Annotated in this window: 18 protein-coding genes and 3 tRNA genes; 8 read left to right on the top strand and 13 right to left on the bottom strand. The window is 60.3% G+C overall.

All coding sequences use genetic code 11. The annotated features are described in order from the left end of the window. Positions 1 to 50: 50 nt before the first annotated feature. Positions 51 to 1127, bottom strand: coding sequence for a DUF1573 domain-containing protein (locus HMPREF9720_RS14165; RefSeq protein WP_009599046.1), 1077 nt, complete (start codon positions 1125 to 1127; stop codon positions 51 to 53). A gap of 124 nt (positions 1128 to 1251) precedes the next feature. On the opposite strand from HMPREF9720_RS14165, the gene HMPREF9720_RS14160 reads away from it, so the two are divergent. The 3 genes from HMPREF9720_RS14160 (at position 1252) to HMPREF9720_RS14150 (ending at position 1663) form a co-directional block, all read left to right on the top strand. Further along, a tRNA-Asn gene (locus HMPREF9720_RS14160) sits at positions 1252 to 1325 on the top strand. A gap of 136 nt (positions 1326 to 1461) precedes the next feature. Further along, positions 1462 to 1536 (top strand) — tRNA-Val (locus HMPREF9720_RS14155). A gap of 49 nt (positions 1537 to 1585) precedes the next feature. Continuing rightward, positions 1586 to 1663 (top strand) — tRNA-Val (locus HMPREF9720_RS14150). Positions 1664 to 1872: 209 nt separating this feature from the next. Here the strand turns inward: HMPREF9720_RS14150 and HMPREF9720_RS14145 are convergent. The 11 genes from HMPREF9720_RS14145 to HMPREF9720_RS14095 form a co-directional block, all read right to left on the bottom strand. After that, on the bottom strand, positions 1873 to 2403 hold the full coding sequence (locus tag HMPREF9720_RS14145) for an outer membrane beta-barrel protein (RefSeq protein ID WP_009599078.1): 531 nt from the start codon (positions 2401 to 2403) through the stop codon (positions 1873 to 1875). 249 nt (positions 2404 to 2652) lie between these two features. Continuing rightward, complete coding sequence (locus HMPREF9720_RS14140) at positions 2653 to 4026, bottom strand: MFS transporter (RefSeq protein WP_009599059.1); 1374 nt, start codon at positions 4024 to 4026, stop codon at positions 2653 to 2655. 36 nt (positions 4027 to 4062) lie between these two features. Beyond that, a complete protein-coding gene (locus HMPREF9720_RS14135) occupies positions 4063 to 4947 on the bottom strand; it encodes an endonuclease/exonuclease/phosphatase family protein (RefSeq protein WP_009599054.1) in 885 nt (294 codons plus the stop codon). A 9-nt stretch (positions 4948 to 4956) separates the two neighbouring features. After that, on the bottom strand, positions 4957 to 5871 hold the full coding sequence (locus HMPREF9720_RS14130) for a glycerophosphodiester phosphodiesterase family protein (RefSeq protein ID WP_009599079.1): 915 nt from the start codon (positions 5869 to 5871) through the stop codon (positions 4957 to 4959). Between the two features lie 51 nt (positions 5872 to 5922). After that, the gene (locus tag HMPREF9720_RS14125) at positions 5923 to 7944 is read right to left on the bottom strand and encodes an endonuclease/exonuclease/phosphatase family protein (protein WP_009599071.1); all 2022 of its coding nucleotides are present in this window, start codon (positions 7942 to 7944) and stop codon (positions 5923 to 5925) included. 74 nt (positions 7945 to 8018) lie between these two features. Then, entirely contained in the window at positions 8019 to 9872 is a 1854-nt protein-coding gene (locus tag HMPREF9720_RS14120; protein ID WP_009599042.1) for a PKD domain-containing protein, read from the bottom strand. 28 nt (positions 9873 to 9900) lie between these two features. Beyond that, entirely contained in the window at positions 9901 to 11322 is a 1422-nt protein-coding gene (locus tag HMPREF9720_RS14115) for a glycerophosphodiester phosphodiesterase family protein (RefSeq protein ID WP_039940861.1), read from the bottom strand. 12 nt (positions 11323 to 11334) lie between these two features. After that, a complete protein-coding gene (locus HMPREF9720_RS14110; RefSeq protein WP_009599062.1) occupies positions 11335 to 12795 on the bottom strand; it encodes a RagB/SusD family nutrient uptake outer membrane protein in 1461 nt (486 codons plus the stop codon). Between the two features lie 13 nt (positions 12796 to 12808). Then, positions 12809 to 16369: a TonB-dependent receptor gene (locus HMPREF9720_RS14105; RefSeq protein ID WP_009599080.1), complete on the bottom strand. Its 3561-nt coding sequence runs from the start codon at positions 16367 to 16369 to the stop codon at positions 12809 to 12811. Positions 16370 to 16475: 106 nt separating this feature from the next. After that, positions 16476 to 17459: a FecR family protein gene (locus HMPREF9720_RS14100; RefSeq protein ID WP_009599036.1), complete on the bottom strand. Its 984-nt coding sequence runs from the start codon at positions 17457 to 17459 to the stop codon at positions 16476 to 16478. Between the two features lie 141 nt (positions 17460 to 17600). Further along, the gene (locus HMPREF9720_RS14095; protein ID WP_009599077.1) at positions 17601 to 18155 is read right to left on the bottom strand and encodes an RNA polymerase sigma-70 factor; all 555 of its coding nucleotides are present in this window, start codon (positions 18153 to 18155) and stop codon (positions 17601 to 17603) included. A gap of 537 nt (positions 18156 to 18692) precedes the next feature. Here HMPREF9720_RS14095 and HMPREF9720_RS14090 point away from each other — a divergent pair. The 3 genes from HMPREF9720_RS14090 to HMPREF9720_RS14080 are packed head-to-tail and all read left to right on the top strand — an operon-like array spanning position 18693 to position 24148. Continuing rightward, positions 18693 to 19775 carry an efflux RND transporter periplasmic adaptor subunit gene (locus HMPREF9720_RS14090; RefSeq protein ID WP_009599037.1) on the top strand — a complete coding sequence of 361 codons (1083 nt, stop codon included), beginning with the start codon at positions 18693 to 18695 and terminating at the stop codon, positions 19773 to 19775. Between the two features lie 12 nt (positions 19776 to 19787). Further along, entirely contained in the window at positions 19788 to 22829 is a 3042-nt protein-coding gene (locus tag HMPREF9720_RS14085; protein WP_009599056.1) for an efflux RND transporter permease subunit, read from the top strand. After that, positions 22826 to 24148, top strand: coding sequence for a TolC family protein (locus tag HMPREF9720_RS14080; RefSeq protein WP_009599060.1), 1323 nt, complete (start codon positions 22826 to 22828; stop codon positions 24146 to 24148). The genes HMPREF9720_RS14085 and HMPREF9720_RS14080 overlap by 4 nt, the downstream gene beginning before the upstream one ends. Positions 24149 to 24264: 116 nt before the next feature. On the opposite strand, the gene HMPREF9720_RS14075 is transcribed toward HMPREF9720_RS14080, so the two are convergent. Next, positions 24265 to 24537, bottom strand: coding sequence for a hypothetical protein (locus HMPREF9720_RS14075; protein ID WP_014774722.1), 273 nt, complete (start codon positions 24535 to 24537; stop codon positions 24265 to 24267). A gap of 63 nt (positions 24538 to 24600) precedes the next feature. Here HMPREF9720_RS14075 and HMPREF9720_RS15535 point away from each other — a divergent pair, with 63 nt between their 5' ends. Together HMPREF9720_RS15535 and HMPREF9720_RS14065 are read left to right on the top strand one after the other, a co-directional pair. Further along, positions 24601 to 24972, top strand: a complete 372-nt coding sequence (locus HMPREF9720_RS15535; RefSeq protein WP_009599051.1) for a hypothetical protein — start codon at positions 24601 to 24603, stop codon at positions 24970 to 24972. Between the two features lie 133 nt (positions 24973 to 25105). Further along, on the top strand, positions 25106 to 26391 hold a 1286-nt coding region (locus HMPREF9720_RS14065; protein ID WP_009599039.1), incomplete at its 3' end, for a TonB-dependent receptor.

Here is a 26391-nt window from a genome sequence, read left to right as displayed (position 1 = left end):
GGGTTTCTGGCTTTTATCCGCCTGCGCGGTAAAGCCGCATTGTCGTATCTTTAGTCTTCGACGATCGCCGTCGCCCGCAGCCGCCGCATCGGGCGCGTGGGATCGTTGGTTATGATCGTCACGAAATCGGTCACTACGCCGTATTCCTGTCTGCCGGGGTCGAGCGTCGCCTTGGCCGTGAACGAACTGCCGGCAGGGATGCGCTGTCCCGGCGTGAGCGTCGTCGCGACCTTGCCGCCCGTCTCCACGGCGCGGACGATCAGCTCGCCGTCGCCCGTGTTGGTGAGCGTGAAGGTGCGCTGCTGTTGGGGTGCGTTGTGTTTTACCGGGCCAAATTTAATAATATTTTCGGTTATCTGCAGTTTCGGCGTCCGTCGGGCGTCGGCCGGGGACTTGTCGATACCGATGCCGTGGGCCACGATCAGCGTTCCGTTGCCGCGGCCGTCGGCCCGCACCTCCAGCGCGTCGCGCAGCGAACCGTAGCGGGGTGCGCCCTCCGGGTTGAGGTACATGAGGTTGATTTCGGCGGTCTGGCCGGGGGCGAGTTCGCGCGGGTAGTCGGCGGCGAGCAGGCCGCTCGACTCCTTGGGATGCAGTTCCAGACGGACCGGGCGGTTCGACGTGTTGATGCAGCCGATGGCAGACTGGACCTGCTGTCCCTCGCGGATATAGGAGAAGGTGCAGAGCGTCGAAGCAAGCCGCAGACCGCCGCCCGCATCGACCGGATAGAGCTCTTCGGTGGTTTTGGTGCGCGGAGTGACGGAACCGCGCACGGTGAGCGTTGCGATCTTGCGCCGCTCGGAGGAGTAGACGCCCAGCTCTTTGGTGAAGGCGCCGGGGCGGTTGGTCGGGTCGAACGTTACTTTGATTGTCGTTTTCTCGCCCGGACGGATCGGCCGTTTGGTGAATTCGGGCACCGTGCAGCCGCAGGTGGTCACCACGTCGAGGATTACGACGGGTTTGTCGGAGCGGTTCTCGCCCGTGAACGTGTGGCTTACGCGGCCGTCGGTTTCGGAAATCGTGCCGAAGTCCCATGAATCGGGGGTGAAAATCAACTGGGCGTGCGCCGGCGCCGTCAAGGCGCAAAGGGCCAAGATTATGAGTGAGATATGTCGTCGTATCGTCATGGTGCGTATGGATGTCGGTTTTGCAAAGGTACATTTTTTGTGAAAAAATCGTGCAATAATTTTGCGGGAATGAAATTTTGCTATATATTTGCACTCCGAAACGGTTAAACAACAAGTTTCGAATGCCTGAATAGCTCAGTTGGTTAGAGCACATGACTGTTAATCATGGGGTCCTAGGTTCAAGTCCTTGTTCAGGCGCAGATGCGCGAGGGTTGCGTAAGGTTCTTTCAAAAACGCCTGCAAAGAGGTGATGAAAAGAGAATGAAAAATTTTGCTGAAAAATTTGGAGTTCCTGAAAATTGAATTACCTTTGCAGTCCCAAGCCATTTTTAACGGGAGCTTAGCTCAGCTGGTTCAGAGCGTCTGCCTTACAAGCAGAGGGTCGGGGGTTCGAATCCCTCAGCTCCCACTAAGTTGAAACCATCCAAGAGGATGGTTTTTTTATGCGGAAAAATTCTGGGAGCATAGCTCAGTTGGTTTAGAGCGCCTGCTCGACAAGCAGGAGGTCAGCGGTTCAAATCCGCTTGTTCCCACCAATGAAAATCAGACAGTTGCAGGAGTGCGGCTGTCTTTTTTCATGCCCTCGGCGGAGGGGCTTTCCATGAGGTTTGCGTGGAACGGGTAGACCGCACGGTGAACCGACGGCCGAGGTCCGATGGGCATGCGCGTATGTGCAGCGGATTTTTGTTGTCAAAAAAACGCCGCGCCAGCGGGACCGGCGCGGCGTGAATATCCTCGTTGTCGGTTAGAATTTGTAGTAGAATCCGAATTTCAGATCGGACGAGGAGAGTTTCAGGCCGAAGGCCTCGCCGCTGCCGCCGTTGAAGTAGTCCTTGCGGTAGCCGAGGAAGCCGACCTGCGTCAGGAAGCTGAAGTGCTCGTTGATCTTCACGCTCAGTCCCGGTGTAATACCGGCCTGAAAGCCCTCGTGGTCGCAGCAGGCGAAGCCTACGCCGCCGTCGAGGAAGAGCGACAGAATCCCCTTGTTATAATATTTGTAACGGGCATAGGGCGACGCCGTGAAGACGTTGGCGCTGCCGCCGTCCTTTACTTTCAGGTACTCGTAACCGAGCGCCACGCCCACCGACCATCTCTTGTTGAAATCGTAGCCCGCTTCGGGAGCGATCGAGAACGAATCGGTTTTGACGCCTTCCGTCTTGTCGTGCCAGTAGCCCAGCTTGCCGCCGATCCACAAACCTTTCTCCTGCGCCGAAGCTTTGTTGGCCGCCGTAAAGCTTGCAGCTGCTGCAAGCAGTACGATAATGATTTTCTTCATCTTTGTTGCGTTTTTAGTTTGACTGAAAAATGGAGCTGTTTTTCTGTTCCGAAAGCAAAGAAACAGCGCGGATTTCTTACGTGCAAATAAATTCAACGAACCGGATGTTTCTAAAAATCAACGCATAGAATTTATAAATTGAACGATCGGCCTATGCCGGCGAAAGTGCGGAAAAGGGGACCGCGGGGTAAAAAATCAGGCTGCAAGGGATCTCTTGCAGCCTGATTCGGAGGATGAGTTGTGTGCGGCTTACCGGTGCGAGCGTTTGGCGACGAAGAGCGCCAGAATGAACGATACGGCCGACGCGGCGATCCAGAAGACGATCGCCGAGTCGAAATTGTAGCTCGTCACGCCGTCCAGCTCCGTTTTGCCGGAGTTGATGAGCCAGCCGCTGACGATGTCCTGCAGGCCGGCGCCGACGTAGCTCGCCATGCCGACGATTCCCAGCGCTGCGCCCGTCGCTTCGCGCGGTACGATGTCGATGGCCATCAGGCCGCCCAGAAAACAGATCAGCACGCCGATCGCCACGCCGAACAGAATCATGCTGAGGATATTGACGATCAGCCCGTCGCCGGAGTAGAGGAACAGGCAGAGCGCGACGGTGTTCAGCACACCGAAGCCGAAGGCCAGCACGTTGCGCCGCCCGTAGAAGAAGGCGTCGGAGAGCCAGCCCGAAAAGACCGTGCCCACGATGCCGCAGAGCGCATTGACCGAAATGACCTGCGTGGCCGCGGCCAGCGTATAGCCTTTGATCTCCTGCAGGAAAAGCACGCCCCAGCCGTTGATCGCATAGCGGCTGATATACATGAACGCGCTGGAGAGCGCCAGCACCCAGACCAGCGGATTGCGGATCACGGAGCGTTGCAGGTCGGAAGTTTTGCCGTGGTCGCGGGGCGTGCCGGGAGTCTCTTCGCCGGTCAGCTCCTCGATCGGGGGCAGCCCTTTCGATTCGGGGGTGTCGTGCATCAGCAGTACGATCGTCAGTACGCCGAGCACGCCGGCGACCGACGAGCCTACGAATCCCCATTGCCAGCCGAAGAAGCCGACGACCGCGCCGACGAACAGGAACGACAGGAATTCGCCGAGGTTGTGGCTGGCGCTGAAGAATCCGTAGTAGGTGCCCCGCTTGCTGAGCGGGTACCACCGCGAGAGGGCGATGATGGCCGGGGGCGCGCCCATCGACTGGCTCCAGCCGTTGACGCCCCACATGACGGCGAAGGCGACGAACAGCACCATGTTGCCGACGATGCCGCCTCCGTTGGCCAAGCCGAGGATGCCGACCAGCAGGTTGGCGACCGCCGATACCGCAAGACCCGCGGCCATGAAGCGTTTGATGTTGCTGTGGTCGGAGAGGAATCCGTTGACGAATTTGCCGATGGCGTAGGCGAACAGCAGCGCCGAACCGATGACGCCCAGCTGCGTGGCGTCCAGCGCCCCGCTTTCGAGGATGGGCTTTTTCACCACGTTGAGACTCGTGCGGCAGACGTAATAGAGACTGTAGCCGACGGTGCCGGCGATGAAGCTCTGCCAGCGGAGTTTTTTGTAGAGACGCATCATGGCGTCGTCGTCCTTCGGCAGACGCGGCGCCGGTGCGCTTTTTCTGAAAAATGAGAGTATTGACATAAGCAGGTTGGTTGCGTTATCAGGTTAATCGGAGTCTTACCGCTTCGTGAATTCCAGTTCGACCTGCACGGGGAAGTGGTCCGATGGAGTCCGGGCCCGGAATTTCCGCTCCCCGCCGTCCGGGTTTTCCGAACGGTAGGTGTCGGTCAGGATTCCGTAGCGGAGCACCCGGAAGCCCGGCGTTACGAAGAGGTAGTCGATGCGGCGGAAGGTCTTGATGTCGGGGTCGAACCAGTTTTCGGTGCCTGTTTCGGCATAGCGGATTTCGGCCGTGTCGTAGGTGTCGGACAGGATGCCGGAGTCGCGCAGGATCGCGTAGCTCCGGCTCGTTTCGCCCACGTTGAAGTCGCCCGTGAGGATGACCCGCTCGCCGCGGCACAACTCTTCGATCTTCGCCAGTATCAGGCGGCAGCTCTCGGCCTGAGCCTGTTCGCCGCGGTGGTCGGTGTGGGTCGTGAAGAACCAGAACCGCTGACGGCTCTGTCTGTCATAGAACCGGCCCCATGTGCAGATGCGGACGTATTTGGCGTCCCAGCCCTTGCCGGGCTTCGAGGGGTCTTCAGAGAGCCAGAAATGGCCCGAATCGAGCAGTCGGAAGCGGCCGCGCTTGTAGAAGATCGCGGAGTATTCGCCGCCTGCGGCCCCGTCGTCGCGTCCGACGCCGACGTAATCGTAGCCGGGCAGCGCCGCGAGCATGCCCTGCAGCTGGCTGTGGAAGACCTCCTGCGCCCCGAAGATGTCGAAGTCGTGGAACCGGATCAGCGACGAGATCACCGGGAGACGCCGCTCCCAGCCGTTGCCCTCGGCCGTGTCCTTGGCGTTGAGCTGGCGGATGTTGTAGGTCGCGGCCGAGAAACTCTGCGCCGCGGCGTTGAAGGCCGTCACGCATGCGACGGCCATGCAGATCAGTAATTTGTTCATGTCGCTCGGTTATTTGCGCCGTCCCTGCGCTTCGAGGTAGCGGATCAGCAGTTCGGGCCGGTCGGTCTGGATGATCGAAGCGCCCATGTCCAGCAGGCGGCCGTACACCTCGTCCGGCGATTCTGTGAAGGCCTTGTCGTCGCTCAGACCGCCGCAGAGCGAGTCCCAGAGCGAATTGACCCACAGTTTCGAACCGCCTGCGACGACCTGCCGCATGCAGGCTTCGACTTGGGGCGTATAGTCGTCCCAGCACACTTCGTAAGCCAGCGGGACGACGCCCTTCGAGGCATATTCCTCGAAAAGCTCCCTGCCCTGCGGCTTGAGGATGTCGATGATCGGCATGTACATCATGTTGTGTCCGTATTCCGCGAATTTTGCAGAGACGGTCTCCACCGGACGTTTGCCTTTGATGAGCACCTGATCCGTGACGCCCAGCTCCTCGGTGATGGCGAACGCGAGGTCGTAATATTCGTAGCCTTGGTCGATATTCACCGCGATGCGGTCCTTGCAGACGGCGAGCGCTTCGCGCAGGGTCGGCATTTTGAGCGAGGTCTTCACGCCGTGGCCGGTTTTCAGCACGCAGCGCCGGATCGAGTCGTAGGTGATGTCGCACACGCGGCCGCGGCCGTTGGTCGTGCGGTCGATCGTCTTGTCGTGGCACAGGACCAGCACGCTGTCCTTGGTGAGCTTGAGGTCCAGCTCCATGATGTCTACCCCCATGCCGATCACCGATTCAATCGCTGGGATGGAGTTTTCGGGCCAGTTGCGCCAGTCTCCGCGGTGCGAGACCACCACGACGTACCGTGACGAGGGGTTGTGGAGTTCCGCGCGGACGAACCGGGCTTTGTCCGTCGTTTCGGCCGCCGGCTGCGAACAGGCGTACAGACCGGCTGTTGCGCAGAGGATGAGTAGGTAACGTTTCATTTCGTTCGGTTTAAAAAGGGAGAACCGGAAAGTTCCGGTTCTCCTGAAGAGTTATTTTTCCAGTACGGGATAGCTCTCCGATGCCGTCCACTTGCGCAGGACGACGTCGGGCTTGCCCGGCAGCGTTGCCGCCGGGGTGTCGTTGAAGAGCGTTGCGCCGGCGTTGAGCGCTGCGGCGAAGTTTGCGCACGACTCGCCGCTCGAAGGTACGGTGACGGCGCCCGACTTCATCTCGTCGAGCGAGAGCAGGGCGAAGGTCGTCTTTTTCCAGACCGTTCCGGCCGCCTTGTCGCTGCCGACGGCGGAGTTCGCCGCAGACTTGGACGGACATGCCGAGTTGCCGTAGATGTTCTGCAGGTTGCCTTTCTTGCTGTAACCCACCACCGATGCGTAGGAGCTGTTGGCTGTGATCTTTTCCACGGTCGAGTAGCAGTTGATGACGAAGCTGTCGTCGCTGACGATGCCGGCGATGCCGCCGACGTCGTTGTGTTTCGCTTCGAGTTGGTCCACCCGGCTGTAGCAGTTGATGACATAGCGGCCCAAGCCGTCGTCGCCTTTGGCGATCTGGCCGACGATGCCGCCCATGTTGGGGTCTTTCGGGGCGTCGGTCTTCATCGTGCCGCCGAGGTTGGCGCAGTTGACCAGCGTACCCTTGTTCTGGCCCGCGATGCCGCCGATGGTCTTGGCTCCGGTGCCGCCCGTGATGTCGCCCTTGAAGGTCGCCCCGTCGATGACGCCGGCGTTTATGCCGACGATGCCGCCCGCGATCTCGAATTCGGTCGAAAGCGCACCTTCGACGGCCAGATCGCGGATCGTGCCCTTGTTGGCGCCGAATACGCCGCAGGATTTGCCCGGAGCGACGATCTTCACATTGAGGAGCTTATGTCCCGCACCATCGAATTCGCCCTCGAAGTAGATCGTGTTGTCGGCCGTGAAGGAGATCGGCGTGAGGTTCTTGTTGTCGAAGTCGATGTCGGCCGTGAGACGGTAGTAGGCCGCCGATGTGTAGACGGCGTCTTCGGCCTGTCCGTTGATCGACGCGGCGACCGTGTTCCAGTCGCTTACGGAGTTGAGCTGCCACGGGTCCGCGGCCGTTCCGGAGCCCTCGACCACGTCGGGTGCGGGTTTCTCGTAGTCGGTGTCGAACTGAATCGTCAGGGGGCAGTGGTCCGAAGGGTAGATGTTGCCGTAAACGGTGTTGTCCACCTTGTAGGATTTTAGCTCCACGTCGCCGCGCGAGTAGATGTAGTCGATGCGCGCCGTGGCCTGCGTGAGGTCGGCGGTGATTTTGTGGCCGTTGAACGTGCCGACGGGACCGCTGACGAAATCCGATTCCACCGTGAGGAACGAGTCGTTCCAATGGGTGCGGAGCGTCTTCGACGAGGCGTCGTCCATGGCGGCGTTCATGTCGCCGACTAGAATCGAGGGGATGCCGTCGGGGTTGTACATCTTTTCGCGCTCGATCAGCAGTTTGGCGCCCTCGGCGCGCGCCGTGGCGCCCAGCGGGGCGTGGGTGACCATCATGAAGAACTGCTTGTTGTACAGTTTGTCGGTCACCATGGCGCAGGCGGCGATGCGGTGATAGCCCAGCTCGTCCCAGCCGTAGCTCATTTCGTCGGGCGTGGGCGAGATCCAGAAGAAGTGCTTGTCGGTCAGCTCGAAACGATCGGGGTTGTAGGCGATGCCCAGCGCTTCGCCGCTGACGCCGTCCTGCGAGTCGCGGCCTACGAACCACCATTCGTATTTGCCGCCCTGCTGCCCGACGAGCGTCGGCAGCTCGTTCTGGATCGTTCCGTTGGCTTCTTGGAAGCCGAAGATGTCCCATTTGTTTTTGACGATCGACTGCGCCAGCACCGTGCGGCGGTTGGTCCACAGGTAGTCGCCCGTGCCCTTGCTCGAAATCCAGAGGTTGTAGCTGCCGAGCGTGAGCGTCTGCTCGGTGATGTCGGGTTCGCGGGAGGGCGTGTCGTCCTCGTAGTACTTGTCGTTGAGTACCGTTTTGAAATCGTCGGCGCATCCGGCTGTCAGGGTGCAGAGCGCCGCGAACATCGCGAGAATTATTGTTTTTTTCATGTTCAGGTTCCTTATATTTCCCGGAAGGCGGGGCGGCCCTGCGGACCGTCGCCCCTCCGGAATTCTACATTCGGTTATTTCTGGTAGTTGCTGTGACGTGCGTTCTGTCCGTACTGCGACCACGCCGAAGCTGCGGGCGAAGTGACGCCGGGCAGCGCGACGGAGTAAACCTTGAGCGCACCTGCCGCCGAGTCCTTGCCGAGGAAGTAGGAGTAGCCCCATTCGGAGATCGTCGGCGAGCCGTCCACCGAGTCGGCCAGATGCTCCTTGTAACGGAGTTCGCCCTCGGCGCTCAGCACGACGTAATCGCCCGTCTTGGTGCAGAGGTGGATCTGGCCGAGATTATCGACGGCCGGGATGCTGTTGCTTGCCGCGTCGAGCGTGTACGACCAGCGGGTCGAACCGTTCGAGGTGTTCAGCGCGTAGACCACCGAGGGGGTGGCCTTGTCGGCGACGATGTAGAGCGTCGTGCCGTCGGCGCTGAGCGATGCGCCCGTCTGCTGGAATCCGTCGGGCAGGTTCACGCTCCATTTCGGGGTCTTCTTCGACGATGCGGTGAGGTTCGTGCAGTCGAAGCTCGCGAGGTTCCAAGTGCCCGATCCTTCGGCGATGCCGGGAAGGTAGACGCAGTTGTCGGCATCGACGCAGGGCTGGCAGCGGCCGGCCGAGAGAATCTTGTTGGGAGCGAACGTGTCGGAGGTCGGAACCGGCGACCAGACGAACGATGCGTCGGGAACCATGATGCCGTAGCCGTACTGGGCGGTGTTGGTGAAGATCACCACGCCGTTCTTGAGCGCGATCGTGCCGGAGGTGCCGCCGCCGTTGGCCGGGGTGGCCGTAGCGGTGTTCTTGCCGGTGCCCTTCTCGAATCCGCGGATCGCGCCGTTGGTGCCGCGGCTGCCGACGATGACCATGCTCGGACTGATGCAGGGCGTCGAGAAGGCGATGCGCGCCGCCGGGGCGTAGGCCGTCGTGTTCTTCCAGAGCACCGAACCCGTCGCGCCGTCGAACGCATAGACGAGCGATGCCGACGAGGAGCCGCCGTATCCGTGCGCCACCCAGTAAACCGTGCCGTCGGTGTCCGCCGAAGGATAGGAGATTTCGCTCTTGAGGTATACGCCGTCTTTTGCCATGGCGTCGTATTCCCATACCTTGGCGCCGTCGGTGTTGAGCGCGACCATTTTGCCGTCGCCCGATACCGAATAGATATAGCCCATGTCGCTCGCGGCCACGACGCTCGCCGCGCAGAGCGCATCGGCGGAGGCTACCGCAGTGGACCAGAGCAGCGTGAAGGCGTTGACGTCGCCTGCGCGGACGTTGATGGCCTTGGAGGTGCTGTTCGAGCCGCCGCGGTCATCGGTCACGGTCAGCTGGACGTTGAACATGCCCATTTGTTCGAACGTGTAGGTCGCGTTGATGTCCGTCGAGGTCGTGCCGTCGGGGAAGAGCCATTCGCGCGACACGATTTCGCCGTCGGAATCGGTCGATTTGTCCGTAAAGGTCACGGTCGTGCCGATGCTGATCATCTGGGGCGAGTAGCTGAAGTCGGCCGTCGGCAGCACGTTGTCCGCAAGGACGGTGATTGTTCTGGTCGTCGTGGCGCGGTTGCCGTCGGCGCCCCATGCCGTGAGGGTGACCGTGTAGTCGCCCGGACGGTTGTAGACGATCGGGTCGGGAGCGGCCTCCTCGGACCAGTTGCCCTCTCCGGCGAAGCCGAAGTGCCAGAAGTATTCGGAAACGGTCGTCCCTTCCGCCGTGGTCGTATTGGTGAAGGTGACCGGAGTGATGCCCGCGATGATCTCCTCTTCGCCGAACGTGAAGCCGGGAGTGATGACCGAGTTGTAGGCCTTGTCCATCTCGCTGCTGTCCGAACATGCGACCGATGCGGAGAGCAACACGATACTCAGATATGATAGTATTCTTTTCATTGAAATTGATTTTTTGAAATTTTAAGGTTTAGCGTTTCCCTTTGTCTCTCAGGTATTCGTCCATCAGGGCGGGGTAGTCGCACTGGATCATGCGCAGGCCCGCGGCGACGAAGCCGTCCATCGTGACGGTGTTGCCGTTGCGGAAGGCCGCGCCCTCGTCGTCGAGCAGGTTCGAGACCGAAAGCCCTTTGGCATTGAGCGACGAAATCCATGCGCTGTTGACATAGCCCGTCGAGGTCTGGATCATGTAGACGGGGGCGAATGCCGACATGGCGGCCAGCGCCGAGGCGTTGTTGGCGTGCGGGGCGATGATTCCCGGCTGCTCCTGACGGGCCAGCCAAGCGGCTCTGTCGCTGTTGGTTCCGACATAGAACTGCACCCGGGCCAGACAGCCGCAGCGTTTGACGACCTCGTAGACCTTGGCGATGTCCACGTCGTCGCTGCCGCATTTGTCGAGGTTGAACCAGACCTTGCCGCGCAGCTCCGTGAGGACCTCCTCCAGCGTCGGAATCTGTTCGCCGGTCACCTTGCCGTCGGTGGTTTTCAGCCGGAATTTCCGCAGCTCCTCGCGCGTGAAGTTGATGACGTAGCCTTCGTCGCCGGCATAGGAGCTGTAGTCGGTGAACCGCTTGAGGTAGTTGTCGTGCAGACAGATGACCTGCCCGTCCTTGGTGATCTGGACGTCGGTTTCGATGAAGTCCACGCATCCCAGTTCGACGCACTTGCGGAACGCCGCCATAGAGTTGGGGGCCAGATCGTAGCCGTTGTTGAAGTTGCCGCGGTGGGCCATGATCCACATTTTGCCGGTGTCGAAATTCAGGCACGAGCGGCTCAGGGAAGCTCCTTCGACCGTGACGGTCTGCGTCAGGGTCTGCGTCGTGCCGTCCGTGTAGGAGATGGCGGCGCCGGCCCTGTACTGTCCGTCGGCTTCATACCGGTGTTCCACCCGCTGCGTCGGGTCGGTCACGCGCTGCGCCGCGCTGCCGTCGCCGAAATTCCAGACGACGCCCGACACGCCGGGGATGCGGCTGAGCGCGAAGGCGACCTGCTCCATACGGGCCGGATGGTCGTTGCTGACGACGATCGCGGCCTCCGTATCGGCGACGGCGACCGTGGCCGAGAGTTCGGTCATCGGGCCATGCAGCCGGGTGACGGTCGCCCTGACCGTGTAGGTGCCGGCCGTCCGGTAGGTGTGTTCGGCCGATTCGCCTGCGCCCGAAGTCGCGGTCGCGCCGTCGCCGAACATCCACAATACGCTGCGGACGTTATCCGGACTGCCTTCGAGCGAGAAGACGACTGCGGCGTCCCTGACCGGAATTGCGGGCGTCCAGACGATGGTCTGAGTCCCGTTTTCCGGTCCGGGGGCCTCCGTGCCGCCGTCGGAGCAGGCAGCGAGCGGCCCGCACGCGATCGCCCAGAGGATCAATATGATTCTGTTTGTGAATCGCATGACGTCGTCGGTTTATTTTACGCCGTAGCCCGGATTCTGGTAAAGTCCCTCGGTGTTGAGGATGCGTTCGTTGTAGGGGATCGGAAGCAGCAGGTCCTTCAGCCCGAAGTTGGGGTTGATCGCGTTGAAATGTTCGATCATCTCCTGCTTGGAGTACATGCGCAGCAGGTCCTGCCAGCGGAGTCCCTCTTGGATGAACTCGTTGCGGCGCTCGTCGTAGATGCCCTGACGCAGGTCGGTGCCCGACCAGTCGCCCAGTCCGGCGCGTTTGCGGACCATGTTCAGGAAACTCTTGGCCGTCGGCTCCGTGCCCTGCCAGTAGTAGGCTTCGGCCAGCATCAGCGCCACGTCGGCGTAACGCATGACGATCCAGTTGTTGCCGCCGTAGCCGTTCGCACCGCACTCCAGATCGGCGTACTTCATGGTGTGGTAGTAGGTCACGCCCGCAACGGTCGTCTCGCGCAGGTAGTTCTTGCGCACGTCCTCCTTGGCGAAGGCGTCGTAGACGCTTTTGGTGGTCATGTTTTGCATCAGGCCCACCTTGTTCGAGGTGATGCCGGTTTTGCTGGGACCGAAGAGGTAGTTCCAAGTGGAGCCGAGGTCGGCGTTGTTCTGGATGTAGTTGATCTGGAAAATGTTCTCGGCGCAGGACTTCTGCGTGGAGAGGTCCCAGATCGCGTTGTAGGGGATGTCGGACAGTTCGCCGAACGACCGCAGGTTCCATGCGGCGGTGAGCTTTTCGATGGCCGAAGTGAGCGACGCCGACTTCTCGGAGGCGAAATCCTCGTCGCAGGCGTATTGCAGTTTGGCCTTGCCGTAGAGCGTCCATGCGGCAGCCTTGCTTGCACGGCCGCACTCCGATGCGGGCTGCATGTCGGCCAGCGGGCTGCCGAGTACGTAGTCGAGGTCGGCGAAGACCGCCTTGTAGACCTCGCTCTTCGGACGGCGGTAGTTGTTGGCCTGCACCTCGTCCTTGGTCTTGAGTTCGGTCAGGATCAGGGGCACGTCGCCCCACTCGGTCACCAGATGGAAATAGGTCAGCGCGCGCAGGAAGCGGATTTCGGCTTCGTAGGTGTTGCGCGCGTCGCCGTTGGAATAGCTCACGTCGTCCAGATGCGCGAGCAGCGTGTTGGCCCGCGAAATGGTCTTGAAGAGCTGCGTGTAGCGGTTGTATACGTAGGAGTTCTCCTCGGTAAGCGTATAGTTGTAGAATTGGTAGGGAATGCCGCTGTTGGCGCCGCTGTCCGTCACGGCCGTGTCATGCGAGCGGACGTCGGTGAAGTAGTGGTTGTTCGTGTAGTAGTAGCTCTGCGTGAGCGACGCATAGACGCCGTTGAGCGAGGTGACGATGTCGGCTTCGGACTTGTAGAAGTTGCCGACCGTCGTGGCGTTGGGGTCGTATTCGTCGAGGAATCCGCAGGACGCCGTCGAGACCGAGGCGGCGAGCAGGATGAACATATGTTTGATCTTCATATTCGTACAAGATTTAGAAAGTTAAGTTTAAACCGACCGAATAGATGCGCGAGAGGGGGTAGCATCCCCAGTCGAAGCCCGGCATCATGTTGCTGCTTTTATACGACACCTCAGGGTTGTAACCGCGGTAGGGGGTAATGGTGAAGAGGTTGTCGCCGCTGACGTAGACGCGGCACGAGGTGATGTGCAGCTTGCTGGTCCAGCGTTTGGGCAGCGTGTAGCCGAGCGTGATGTTCGCGCAGCGGAAGAACGAAGCGTCCTCCACGTAATACGAAGAGAGTTTGAGCGAGGTGTTGGTCGTCGAGATGCGCGACGCGATGGGCACGTTGTTGCGGCCCGGCTGTGCGTCCGAGATGTAGCGGTCGGCGACGATCGAATACTGGTTGCCCGATCCCTCCATGTTGTAGAGGTAGTAGTCTTGGAAGTTGATGACCTCGCCGCCGTACGAATAGGCGAAGCTGGCGCTGAAATCGAGTCCGTTCCACGACAGGCTGGTCGAGAAGCCGCCCGTGAAGTCGGGGTAGGCGTCGCCGATGATCGTCTTGTCGTCGGTGGTGATGACGCCGTCGCCGTTGGCGTCCTTCCAGATGGCATTGCCGTAGGAGAGGTTGTCGAGGGCGTACGAAGCCACGGCCGGACCCTTGAGCTGGTAGCCTTCAGGGAATTTGTTGCCGTTCTTGATGTAGACGTCGCGGTCGAGCAGGGCGTTGGCATAGTCGGCCTTCGACATGATGCCTACGGCCTGATAGCCGTAGAACGAGCCGATGGGCTTGCCCTCTTTGGTGATGTGGGAGCCTACGGAGCGTTCGGTGGTGGAGATGATGTCGTCCAGACCGCCCATGCTGACGACCTTGTTGCGGTTGACCGAAATGTTGGTGCTGAAGTTCCAGTTTACCTTGCCTGTCAAGAGGCGTGCGTCGAGCTGGACGTCGAAACCGCGGTTGCGGATCTTGGCGCCGCTCATGTTGGTCGTCGTCGAGGTCGCGCCTGAGATCGAGGAGATCGGGTATTTGTAGAGGATGTCCGTCGAAATGGAGTTGTACCAGTTGCCGATCACGTTCAGGCGGCCGTTGAAGAAGCCCAGATCTATACCGACGTTAGTCTGGCGGGTGGTTTCCCAGCCCAGCGCGGCGTCGGTGAAGGAGCCTTCGTAAGTCGTCGATACGGGAGTCTGGCCGAAGGCGTAGCTGCCCGACGAGATGCCGGCGAGGCTGGCGTAGTTGCCGATGTCGTTGTTGCCGCTCTTACCCCAGCTGGCGCGCAGACGGATCGAAGCCACGTCCTTGAGCGCATCCTTGAGGAAGGGTTCGTTCGAGAGCGTCCAGCCGGCCGATACCGAGGGGAAGTAACCCCAGCGGCTGTCGATGCCGAAACGCGAGGAACCGTCGGCGCGGAACGAGCCGGTCAGCGTGTAGCGGTCGTCGAACGAGTAGTTGACGCGGGTCAGGAACGACATCATGGCCCATGCGGCCTTGCGGGTGCTGTAGAGCGAAATGTCCGAGGCGTTCGAGCCGTGGCCCGTAACCTCGTGGATGCGGTCGTCGGCGAAGCCCGTGGCTTCGACGCCCAGACGGTCGTAGGTCTTCTTCTGGAGGGTGTAGCCGGCCAGCGCGTCGATGTGGTGGCGGCCGATCTTCTTCTTATAGCTGAGCGTGAACTCGCCCAGACGGTCCACGTCGTAGGTCGAGGTCGTGCGGGCGATGTTCGACGAGCGCAGCTCCTCGCTGTAGGCGGGGGCGGCATCGCGGCCGATGCTCATCGGGCGGTAATAGAAATAGCGGTAGTTGTACCACTGCTGGCCGAGCCGGGCCGAGAGCTTGAGGTCGGGGAGAAACTCGTAAACCAGATTGAGATTGAGGTTGTGGCGCGACATCTTCTCGTTGATGTCCAGCTCGTTGGCGATCGCCAGCGGGTTTTCGGGGAAGTTCATGCCCCAGTCCGTCTTCATGCGGATCATGGCGCTGCGGGCGTAATCGCCGTTTTCCTCGTAGGCCGGCAGGTTGGGCAGGTACATCAGCGCGCTCTGGATCACGCCGTCGTTGATCATGCGGCCCTCGGCCTGTACGACGGTGTTCTTGGCGTCGTACATCGAGTAGCTGATGCTCGCCGTCAGGCGCTTGGTGATCTGGGCGTCGAGGTTGATGCGGGCGTTGATGCGGTTGTGGTTCGACGGTGCGATGATACCGTCCTGATCCATGTAACCGACGCTGGCCATGTACTTGATGGCCTTCGTGCCGCCGATGACCGACACGTTGTGGCGCATGATGCCGGCGTTGGAGAAGAGTTCGTCCTGCCAGTCGGTGTCGTACTGCGGCGTTACGGGGGTGCGGGTCGTGAAGTCGTAGAACATCGGGTGGATGCCCACTTCGGCCAGCGAGAAGCCTTTGGCGGCGCGGATCGTGTTGTCGTCGTAGGGACTCCACGACACGCCGGCGGCCGTGGCGCGCAGGCGGTAGGAGTTGTTGCGGGCGTCGATCAGCAGGTCGCGGAACTGCGTCGAGTTCAGCAGGTCCACCTTGTGGTCGAGCTGCTGGATGCCGTACGAGAAGTCGTAGCTGACTTTGGCGGCTTCGCCGTCCTTGCCGCGCTTGGTGGTGATGAGCACGACGCCCGACGCGCCGCGCGAACCGTAGATGGCGGCCGAAGCGGCGTCCTTCAGGATGTCGATGCTTTCGATGTCGTTGGGGTTGATGAATACGTCCTCCGAAGCGGGATAGCCGTCGATGACGTAAAGGGGCGCGCTGCTCGCCGAGAGCGAGTTGACGCCGCGTACGCGGATCGTTACGCCGTCGCCCGGCGCGCCGCTGGTCTGGTGGACCTCGACGCCGGCGACCTTGCCGACTAACGACTGTCCCACGGTGGGCGTCGTGGCGGAGAGTTCGCTGGCCTTGACGCTGGCGATCGAACCCGTAAAGTCGCTCTTGCGCATCGGAGTGTAGCCGACGACCAGCACTTCGGAGATCTGCTTGCTGTCCTCGGTCAGCGTGATGTCGAACGACGTCTGGCTGCCGACCTTTATCTGCTGCGTGTTGTAGCCGAGGAAGGAGACGGAGAGCGTCTGGCCCGGCGTGGCCTCGACCGAGAAGTCGCCCTCAAGACCGGTGACGTTGCCCCGGTTGGTCTCCAAGACGATTACGCTGGCGCCGATGACGGGTTCGCCCGAAATCGTTTTGACCGTTCCGGTCACTACCCCCCCCCTTACGGGTTGCGCCGTCTGTACGCGTGCGGCGGCCGGTTTGCGGCTGACGACGATGCGGCTGCCCTCCATGCGGGCGGTCAGGTTCTGGGCGCTGAGCGCGCGGATGACGACGTCTACGACGTTTTCGTCGGCCGCCTTGACGCTCACGCGGCGCGTGAGGTCGATTTCGGAGTTGTTATACGCGAATGTATAACCGCTCTGCGATTCCACGGTTTTGATAAATTCCCGGACCGGGACGTTGTCCAGATCGACGGTGATTTTCTTGTTCTGCGCCGCTGCCGGCAGGGCGGCCAGCAGCATCAGGACAAGCGACACGACAAGTCTCCGCACGGAGGGTGTCCGGTCGGAAAAATTCAGGCGTTCATCTTTTTTCATGACTGAGTTTTAAGTTTTGATTGATAGTTTCTTGAGTTTCTTTGAAAGAAGATCCGGGGAGGTCTCCCGGCGTTCATGTGTTGCGTTCCATGGTCGGTTTTCTTGGTTATTTGTGTATTATTACGTAGTGTTTGTCTATCTGGCGGCAGCGAAGGTGTGTCAGCGTTTCGATGATCTTGAGCGTCTCTTCGAGGGTTTCGGGCCGCAGGGTGAACGAAATGCGTATGGAGGTGTCGATGCGTTCGTCGATCCGGAAGCGGATGTTGTACCAGTGCTCCAGATTGACGGCGATGTCGGCCAGCGTCATGTTGTCGAAGATGATCGAGTTGCCCGTCCAGCTGCAATAGTTGCTGGCCGCGACGTTGCGCACGGCGACCGCGCCCGAACCGGCGTCGTAGGAGCAGCTCTGGTCCGGGGTGAGGACGACCGACTGGTCGGCGCGGTAGCCCGACACCTCGACTTTGCCCGAAAGGAGCGTCACCTCCTCCGTGTTGAACGCCGGCATATGGCTGGCCGTGAAGCGCGTGCCGAGAACCTTGACCCGGAGTTTGCCCATCTCCACCTCGAAGGGGCGCAGCGTGTCGCGTTTCACGTCGAAGAAGGCTTCGCCTTCGAGCCGGACCGCGCGGCTGCCCGAAGCCGTGAAGCGGTCGGAGTAGGCCAGCCGGGAGTCGGCGTTGAGCCATACCACCGAGCCGTCGGGCAGCGTGAAGCGGCCTTTGCTGTTTTCGGCGGTCACCAGCCATGTCGTGGTGTCGGCCGAGAGACGTTTCACGACGAAGAATTCGACGGACATCGCCAGCAGGACGATTGCGGCCGCAGCGGCGGCCGTGCGGCGGGTGATGCTGAACAGCCCCCGTTTCGGGGCGGCCGGAGGCGTCATTTCGCGGTGCAGCCGGTCGAGCTTGCGGCGGTAGGCCTTTTCGTCCGCCGGAAGGACGGACGCCGGGTCGAGCCGCTCCCATTCCTTCCATAAGGCGTCGGTCTTTTCGCCCGCGCGCTCCTTGTTCAGGCACCATGTCCGAAACTGCTGCTGTACCTGTTCCGGCATCGGATTGTGCAGGAACGTGTGTATTATCTTTTTTATCATGTCCGTTCTTTCTGTGCGTTTGTAATAGTATGACGGGAAAAAGAGGGGCGTCCCTAGTCGGGATCTGAATTTTTTTGCAAATAAAAAAAGACAACAATTTTCGTGTCGTCTTTGTCTGCCGGGAGGCGTGAGGCGGAAGAATCAGAAGAAGAAGGCGATGACGCCGATGATTTTTTTCAGTTCGGCGAGCGCCGTGCGGATGTGATACTCGACGGTTTTGGGGGTTACGCCCAGTTTTTGTGCGATTTGCTGATGGGAAAGCCCTTCGTAGCGGCTCAGGCGGAAGACCCGCTGCCGCTGCTCAGGCATCTGCTCCACGGCCATGTCGATAATCATCAGCAGGTCCTCGGTGGCGACCTTCGTCGAAATGTCGTCCGTCAGAAGGTCCTCGACGTGCAGGAGCCGCTGTTCGTAACGGGTTTGCACGCTCTTGTGTTCGAAGATGTCGAAAACGGCGTTCTTGGTCATCCGGAACAGATAGCTGCGGAACGATTTGATGCGGCCGATCGACTCGCGGGTTTCCCAGATTTTCAGAAAGATATCGTGCGCCAGATCCTCGGCTTCGCTCCGGTTTTTCAGCATGCAGAAGGCAAACGCCTCCACATGCGGGGCGTAACGCATGTACAACGCATCGAATGCATCGTAACTGCCCTGCCGGAGGCTCTGCAAGATCAATTCGTCCGGTTGCTTGTCCATTCTTTCGTCGTGTGGTCGAAAATCCGGGTGTTATCCGGGTGTGTAAATTGCAAACAGGGGCTAAAGTACATAAATTTTTCAGGAAACGGGATTGCGATACGTTAAATTTTTAATATCGGATGTTTTCCGGGACCGACGTCCGTGTCCGGAAAGTCTTGGTTTCTAATGAAATGATTCGATTCTTGCAAAACTTTGCGGCACGGTGTTCTGTTTGCGGTTCGTCGTTCAAATTCTGTGCCTTTCGGCTGCCGCAGGGCGGCGGTGGGGGGCGTATTCCCTGTTTCGGGCGTCCGGAGCGTCGTGATTTTTCGCACCGGAATGGTACGGCTTCCGGCTGCGCGCATGCCCGGTTTTGCGGAATGCCGGCGGCGTTTCACCCCCGATTTTTGCCGTTTGGCCCTCTGCGATGTCTGCCGGATGGCCGGAAGCTGCGGATTTTATCCGCAGGGAGCGCAATCGGGCCGGTCGGGAATAGCAGTTGCATGCGCTTTTTTCGTATCTTTGCCCTGACTCCGAAATCAAACCTTACTCGCTGCAATGAATAAAAGAAAGAAATGGATCGTTACGGCCGTTATCCTCGTCGTATTTTGTGCCGTGCTGGGCGTTTACAGACACTTCGGCCCCGGCTCCTCCGCTTCGGACGCCGATCCGGCCGCGGTGAGCGCGCCCCGGAAGAAGAGCGTTCTGAACGTGAACGGACTCGTCGTGCGTCCGCAGTCCCTCGCCGACGGCATTACGATGGTCGGCAACCTGCTGCCGGACGAAGAGGTGGACCTCTCGTTCGAGACTTCGGGCAAGATCGTCGAGATCAATTTCAAGGAAGGGTCGATCGTCCGCAAGGGCGAGCTGCTGGCCAAGGTCAACGACAAACCGCTGCTGGCGCAGCTGTCGCGCTACGAAGCGCAGCTCAAGCTGGCCGAGGACCGGGTTTACCGCCAGAGCGCGCTGCTCGAAAAGGACGCCGTCAGTCAGGAGGCCTACGAGCAGGCCAGTACGGAGCTGGCGATGCTCAACGCCGATATCGACATCGTCAAGGCCAATATCGCGCTGACGGAGCTGCGTGCGCCGTTCGACGGAATTATCGGTCTGCGAAACGTCAGCGAGGGCGCCTACGCCTCGCCCAGCGTGGTGGTGGCCAAGCTGACGAAGATTTCGCCGCTCAAGATCGACCTCTTCGTGCCGGAGCGTTATGCCAGCCAGATCAGGCCGGGAACGCCGCTTTCGTTTACGGTCGAAGGCCGGAACGAGACCTTCCGGGCGGAGGTCTACGCGCAGGAATCGAAGGTGGATATCGCCACGCGCACGCTGGCCGTGCGGGCGCTCTATCCCAATACGCGGGGAACGCTGCTGCCGGGACGTTTCGTGACCGTGAAAATCCGCCTGCACGACATTCCCGACGCCATAGCCGTGCCGACCGAAGCCATCGTGCCGGAGATGGGCGTGGACAAGGTATATCTCTACAAAGGCGGAAAGGCGCAGGCCGTCGAGGTGAAGACCGGCCTGCGGACCGAGTCCAGCATTCAGATTATCGAGGGGCTGAACGTGGGCGACACGCTGATTACCTCCGGCACGCTGCAGCTGCGGACCGATCTGCCCGTCAAACTCGACGTCGTCGAATAATCCCGCCGCCGTATGAATATTTCCGAACTCAGCATCCGGCGTCCCGTATTGTCCACGGTACTGACGATCATCATTCTGTTATTCGGCTTTATCGGATACAGCTATCTGGGCGTGCGGGAGTTTCCGAGCGTGGACAATCCGATCATCTCGGTGACGTGCTCCTATCCGGGCGCCAACGCCGATGTGATCGAGAATCAGATCACCGAACCCCTCGAACAGAATATCAACGGCATTCCCGGCATCCGGTCGATGTCGAGCGTCAGCAGTCAGGGCCAGAGCCGCATCACGGTCGAATTCGAACTTTCGGTAGACCTTGAAACGGCCGCCAACGACGTGCGCGACAAGGTGTCGCGCGCGCAGCGTTACCTGCCCCGCGACTGCGACCCGCCGACGGTGACCAAGGCCGACGCCGACGCTACGCCGATCCTGATGGTGACCATTCAGAGCGACAAGCGTTCGCTGCTGGAGCTGAGCGAGATCGCCGACCTGACGGTCAAGGAGCAGCTGCAGACGATCAGCGACGTGAGCGGCGTGCAGATATGGGGCGAGAAGCGTTATTCGATGCGACTGTGGCTCGACCCGGCCAAGATGGCCGGATACGGCATCACGCCGGCGGACGTCAAGAGCGCGCTCGACCGGGAGAACGTCGAGCTGCCGTCGGGAAGCATCGAGGGCAACACCACCGAGCTGACCATCCGCACGCTGGGACTGATGCACACCTCGCAGGAGTTCAACGATCTGGTGGTGCGCGAGGACGCCGACCGCATTATCCGTCTGAGCGACGTGGGCCGCGCGGAGCTGGGACCGCAGGATACGCGCAGCTATATGAAGATGAACGGCATTCCGATGGTCGGCATCGTGGTGGTGCCGCAGCCGGGAGCCAACCACATCGAGATCGCGGACGAGGTCTACAGACGCATGGAGTCGATGAAAAAGGACCTGCCGGAAGATGTGGTGACCGATTACGGATTCGACAATACGCGCTTCATACGCGCTTCGATCGACGAGGTGAAACAGACCGTCTACGAGGCGTTCCTGCTGGTGATCATCATTATTTTCCTGTTCCTGCGCAACTGGCGCGTGACGCTGATCCCGTGTATCGTGATTCCGGTGTCGCTGATCGGCACCTTCTTCCTGATGTATGTGGCCGGATTCTCGATCAACGTGCTGTCGATGCTGGCCGTGGTGCTCTCGGTGGGACTGGTGGTGGACGACGCCATCGTGATGACCGAGAACATCTACATCCGCATCGAGCGCGGCATGTCGCCCAAGGAAGCGGGTATCGAGGGGGCGAAGGAGATCTTCTTCGCGGTCATTTCGACCTCCATCACGCTGATCGCGGTCTTCTTCCCGATCGTCTTCATGGAGGGCATGACCGGGCGTCTGTTCCGCGAGTTCAGTCTGGTGATTTCGGGTGCCGTGGTCATCTCGACCTTCGCGGCGCTGACCATCACTCCGATGCTGGCGACCAAACTGCTCGTGCGGCAGGAGAAGCAGAGCTGGTTCTACAATAAGACCGAGCCGTTTTTCGTCTGGCTCAATAATTTCTACAGCCGCACGCTGGCCGGGTTCCTGCGGCGGCGCTGGATAGCCCTGCCGCTCGTGGCGCTGATGATCGGCCTGATCGGGTGGTTGTGGGGGAGCATTCCGGCCGAGATGGCGCCGCTGGAGGACCGTTCGCAGATTACGATCAACACCCGCGGGTCGGAGGGCGCGACCTACGAATACCTGCGCGACTATACCGAGGGCATCAACCGGCTCGTCGATTCGCTCGTGCCCGAAGCCCGTGCCGTGACGGCGCGCGTCTCCAGCGGTCGCGGCAACGTGCAGATCGCTCTGAAGGACATCGCGACCCGCGAACGTACGCAGATGGAGATCGCCGAGGAGGTGTCGGCCGCCGTGCGCACGAGGACCAAGGCGCGCGCGTTCGTGCAGCAGCAGAGCACCTTCGGCGGACGGCGCGGCAGCATGCCGGTGCAGTACGTGCTGCAGGCGACCAATATCGAACGGCTGCAGGAGGTGCTGCCGGAATTCATGCGGAAAGTCTACGAAAGCCCCGTATTCCAGATGGCCGACGTGGACCTGAAATTCAGCAAGCCCGAAGCCCGCATCGCGATCAACCGCGACAAGGCCAACCTGCTGGGCGTCAGTACGCGCAATATCGCGCAGACGCTCCAGTACGGACTCAGCGGCCAGCGTCTGGGCTACTTCTACATGAACGGCAAGCAGTACGAGATACTGGCCGAGATCAACCGCCAGCAGCGCAACAAGCCCGCCGACCTGAAGTCGATCTATGTGCGCAGCGACAAGGGCGAGATGATCCAGCTCGACAACCTCATCACGCTCGAAGAGAACGTCGCGCCGCCCCAGCTCTATCACTACAACCGTTTTCTGTCGGCTACGGTTTCGGCCGGACTGGCGAAGGGGAAGACCATCGGGCAGGGGCTTGACGAAATGGACCGTATCGCCGAGCAGACGCTCGGCGACGACTTCCGTACGGCGCTGGCCGGCGATTCGAAGGAGTTCCGCGAGAGTTCTTCGAGCCTGATATTCGCCTTCCTGCTGGCTATCGTGCTGATATATCTGATTCTGGCGGCGCAGTTCGAGAGTTTCAAGGACCCGCTGGTCATCATGCTGACCGTGCCGCTGGCCATTGCCGGCGCGCTGGTGTTCATGGCGGCCAACGGGCAGACGATGAACATATTCAGCCAGATCGGCATCATCATGCTGATCGGTCTGGTCGCCAAGAACGGTATCCTGATCGTCGAATTCGCCAACCAGAAGCAGGATGCGGGGCTGAACAAGCGGGAGGCCATCGAGCAGGCTTCGCTGCAGCGCCTGCGCCCGATTCTGATGACCAGCGCTTCGACCATTCTGGGCCTGCTGCCGCTGACGATGGCTTCGGGCGAGGGGGCGCAGGGACGTATCGCCATGGGTGTCGCCGTGGTGGGCGGCATGGTGGTTTCGACGCTGCTGACCCTTTATATCGTGCCGGCGATTTACAGTTACGTATCGACCGACCGGATCCGAAAAACGAAAAAGAACGCGAAATGAAACGACTGATTTTAACGGTTCTGGCCGCGGGGGCTGTCGGAGCGGCCGCGGCGCAGGAGTGCGGCGAGCCGATGACCCTGCAGCGGTGTCTGGAGCTCGGACTGGAGCAGAATTACGACGTCCGCATCATACGCAACGAGCAGCGCATTAGCGACAACGACGCGACGGCGGCCAACGCCGGGATGCTGCCGAGCGTCGATCTGACGGCCGGCTACAGCGGGGCGCTGGACAACGAGCGCACGACCCCGCGCGAGGGGGACGCCGTGACCGAAAACGGCATTTACGATCAGACCTTCGACGCCGGCGTTGCGGTGAACTGGACGCTTTTCGACGGATTCCGCATCCGCACCAACTACAAGCGGCTGCAGGAGTTGCAGCAGATGGGGGCGCTCAGGACCCGCATCACGATCGAGGACTTCGTCGCCACGCTTACGGCCGAGTATTATAATTATGTGCAGCAGACCCTGCGCCTGAGTAATTTCCGTTATGCGGTGCAGCTCTCGCGCGAGCGGTTGCGAATTACCGAAGAGCGGTTCAAGATCGGCAGCTTCTCGCGTCTCGACCTGTTGCAGGCGCGTGTGGATTTCAATGCCGACAGTTCGAAATACATGTCCCAGCACGAGCTGGTGACCGCATCGCGCATCCGCATCAACGAACTGCTGGCCAACGACGATCTCAACGGCAGGCTTTCGATCTGCGATTCGCTGATCGAGGTGAACAGCACACTCGAATGGGATCGTCTGGAGGCTGAAACGCGCGCTGCGAACGCTTCGCTGCTGCTGGCCGGGCACGACAACACGCTGGCCGAACTGGACCTGAAAAGCATCCGTTCGCGCTTCTACCCTTATCTGAACCTGACCGCCGGGTACGGATACACCTACAACCGGTTCGGCAACGGCGCCACTCAGTCGCGCGGTACGCTGGGGCTGAACGCCGGGGTGAAGCTGGGATTCACGATCTTCGACGGCAACCGCCGCCGCGAGCAACGCAACGCCCGGATCACGATCGAAAACACCGAATTGACCCGTCAGCAGCTGGAGCAGTCGCTCATGGCGAATCTGTCTAATTTCTGGCAGGCCTACCGCAACAACCTCGAAGTGATCCAGCTCGAAACCGAGAATCTGATCGCCGCCCGCGAGAACTACGAGATCGCCATGGAGCGTTACCTGCTGGGCGATCTGCCCGGCATCGAGATGCGCGAGGCGCAGAAGAGCCTGCTCGACGCCGAGGAGCGCATCCTCACGGCGCAGTACAATACCAAGCTCTGCGAAATATCGCTGCAGCAGATCAGCGGAAACATCGGGGTCTATCTGCAGTGACCGGAAGCAGTCGTCCTTCCGATTTGAAAAAACCACTCCCTGTCTGGGAGTGGTTTTTTCGTCCTGTGTGAGCCGGAGCCTCGGTTGCGTCGTATCGGAATCCGGTCTTACGGTCGTTACCGGCTGAAAATTTTCGTCAGCCTGTTGCCCGTCATGTACATGCGCAGGCGCCCCATGACGTCGCTGCCGTGCTCCTTGTGTTCGGGAGCGTGCAGCCATTCGTGAAATTCCAGATAAATCCCCCGGTCGATCATGAATTCGAAAGCCGCGTTCTTCAGTCGTTTTTCTTCGTTGTATCCCGCTTGGATATTGGATACCAGATCCTCGAACGCGGCGATGTTGTAGGGATTGGAAACTGGAATTTCGGCTGTGTAATGTTGCTTTCTCATAACTTTTTATTTTTATATAAATCGACTGGTGAGACATTTTCGGCCACAGACCTCCGAAAATATATGGAACCGACCGGAGGACAGCGTGTGTCGTGCGCTGCAATTTCACCGGTTTGTCCGGTTCGGAATGTGGTCTGTCTGGTGTTGCGTCGAAAAACCGGTACACCCTCCGAAAAGAACGGGGCTGCACGGCGCGGCAGTGACGGGCACTGTCGTAATGGTTTTGCAAAGGTAAAAGATAATATGCTGAAATACAAGCTTTTTGTGAAATTTTTCAAGGTGTTTTTCCGGCGGAAAAAGTTGCAGGCGGTTTTATTATTATATATAAATATAATAATACGTTTTGCGGAGCGGCCAAGAAAACCGCCGATTTTTTTCTTGGCTGCGGTTTGTTCGCTTATCGAATTAATAATGTTCGAAACCTCCGGTTGGTAAAAACGGCTTTTTTATTGGAGCGAGCGCCGTGCGGAACCGGTCCGCGGAGTCTTCGCGGACCGGCCGGGGAATTTGCCGGGCGAAGCCGCTGGAAAACCGGAACGGTTTTGTACTTTTTTTGTACTTTTGCCATATGATGTCTCTCGGATTACGAATCATATGTGCCTTCGCTGCCCTGCTTGCCTGCACGCGGGCGGCGGCCGGAACGCCGGAGAGCGGCTATCCCGTAAACGGCCGCGTCATCGACCGTCTGACGCGGCGCCCCGTGGCCTATGCGGCGGTCGTGCCGGTCGGGCAGGAGCAGCAGGGCGTCTCGACCGACTCCGCCGGACACTTTACGCTCCGGCGCGTACGGCCCGGCATTCACCGCCTGTCGGCTTCGTCGGTGGGCTACAAAAGCGTCGTTACGCCGGAATACATCGTGTCGGCGGCCACGCCCTTTATCGAGATCGAGCTGGAGGAGGACGCCACGCAGCTCGAAGCCGTGACCGTTGTGCCTTCGCCGTTCCGGGCCACGGCCGAAAGTCCCGTCGGATTGCAGGTGATCGGCCTGCGGGAGATCGAAAAGAGTCCCGGCGCCAACCGCGACGTATCGCGCATCGTGCGCTCCTATCCCGGCGTGTCGTTCTCGCCCGTGGGCTATCGCAACGACCTGATCGTGCGCGGCGGAGGTCCCTCGGAGAACAAATTCTACATGGACGGCATCGAGATCCCTAATATCAACCATTTCGCCACGCAGGGAGCCACGGGCGGTCCGGTGAGCATCGTCAATGCCGACCTGATCCGCGAAATCAGCTTCTACACCGGCGCTTTCCCGGCCGACCGTTCCGGGGCGCTGAGTTCGGTGCTGGATTTCCGGCTGCGGGACGGGAATCCCGAAAAGCAGACCTTCAAGGCGACGCTGGGTGCGTCGGAGGTCGGGCTGAGCGGCAGCGGACATATCGGCGGGAAAACCTCCTACCTCTTTTCGCTGCGGCAGTCCTACCTGCAATTGCTCTTCAAGATGATCGGCCTGCCGTTCCTGCCCAACTATATCGACGGACAGTTCAAGGTCAAGACGCGCTTTTCGGAGCGCGACGAACTGACGGTGCTGGGGCTGGCGGGCTTCGACAACATGAAACTCAACCTCGACGAGGAGGGCGAGGACGCCGAATACCTGCTGAGCTACCTGCCCCGGATTCGGCAGGAGACCTTTACCGTCGGCGCGTCGTGGCGGCACTATGCGGGCCGTCACGTGCAGACCGTCACGCTGAGCCACACTTACCTGAACAACCGCAACCTCAAATACCGCGACAACGACGACTCTTCGGAGGAGAACCTCACCCTGCGGCTGCGTTCCGTGGAGCAGAAAACCACGCTGCGGGCTGAAAACCGCAGCTATCTGGGCCGCTGGACGGTGCGCGAAGGCGCGGAGCTGAG

Source organism: Alistipes sp. HGB5, from assembly GCF_000183485.2.
Lineage (GTDB): Bacteria > Bacteroidota > Bacteroidia > Bacteroidales > Rikenellaceae > Alistipes > Alistipes finegoldii.
This window is presented reverse-complemented; position numbering and strand designations above follow the sequence as displayed.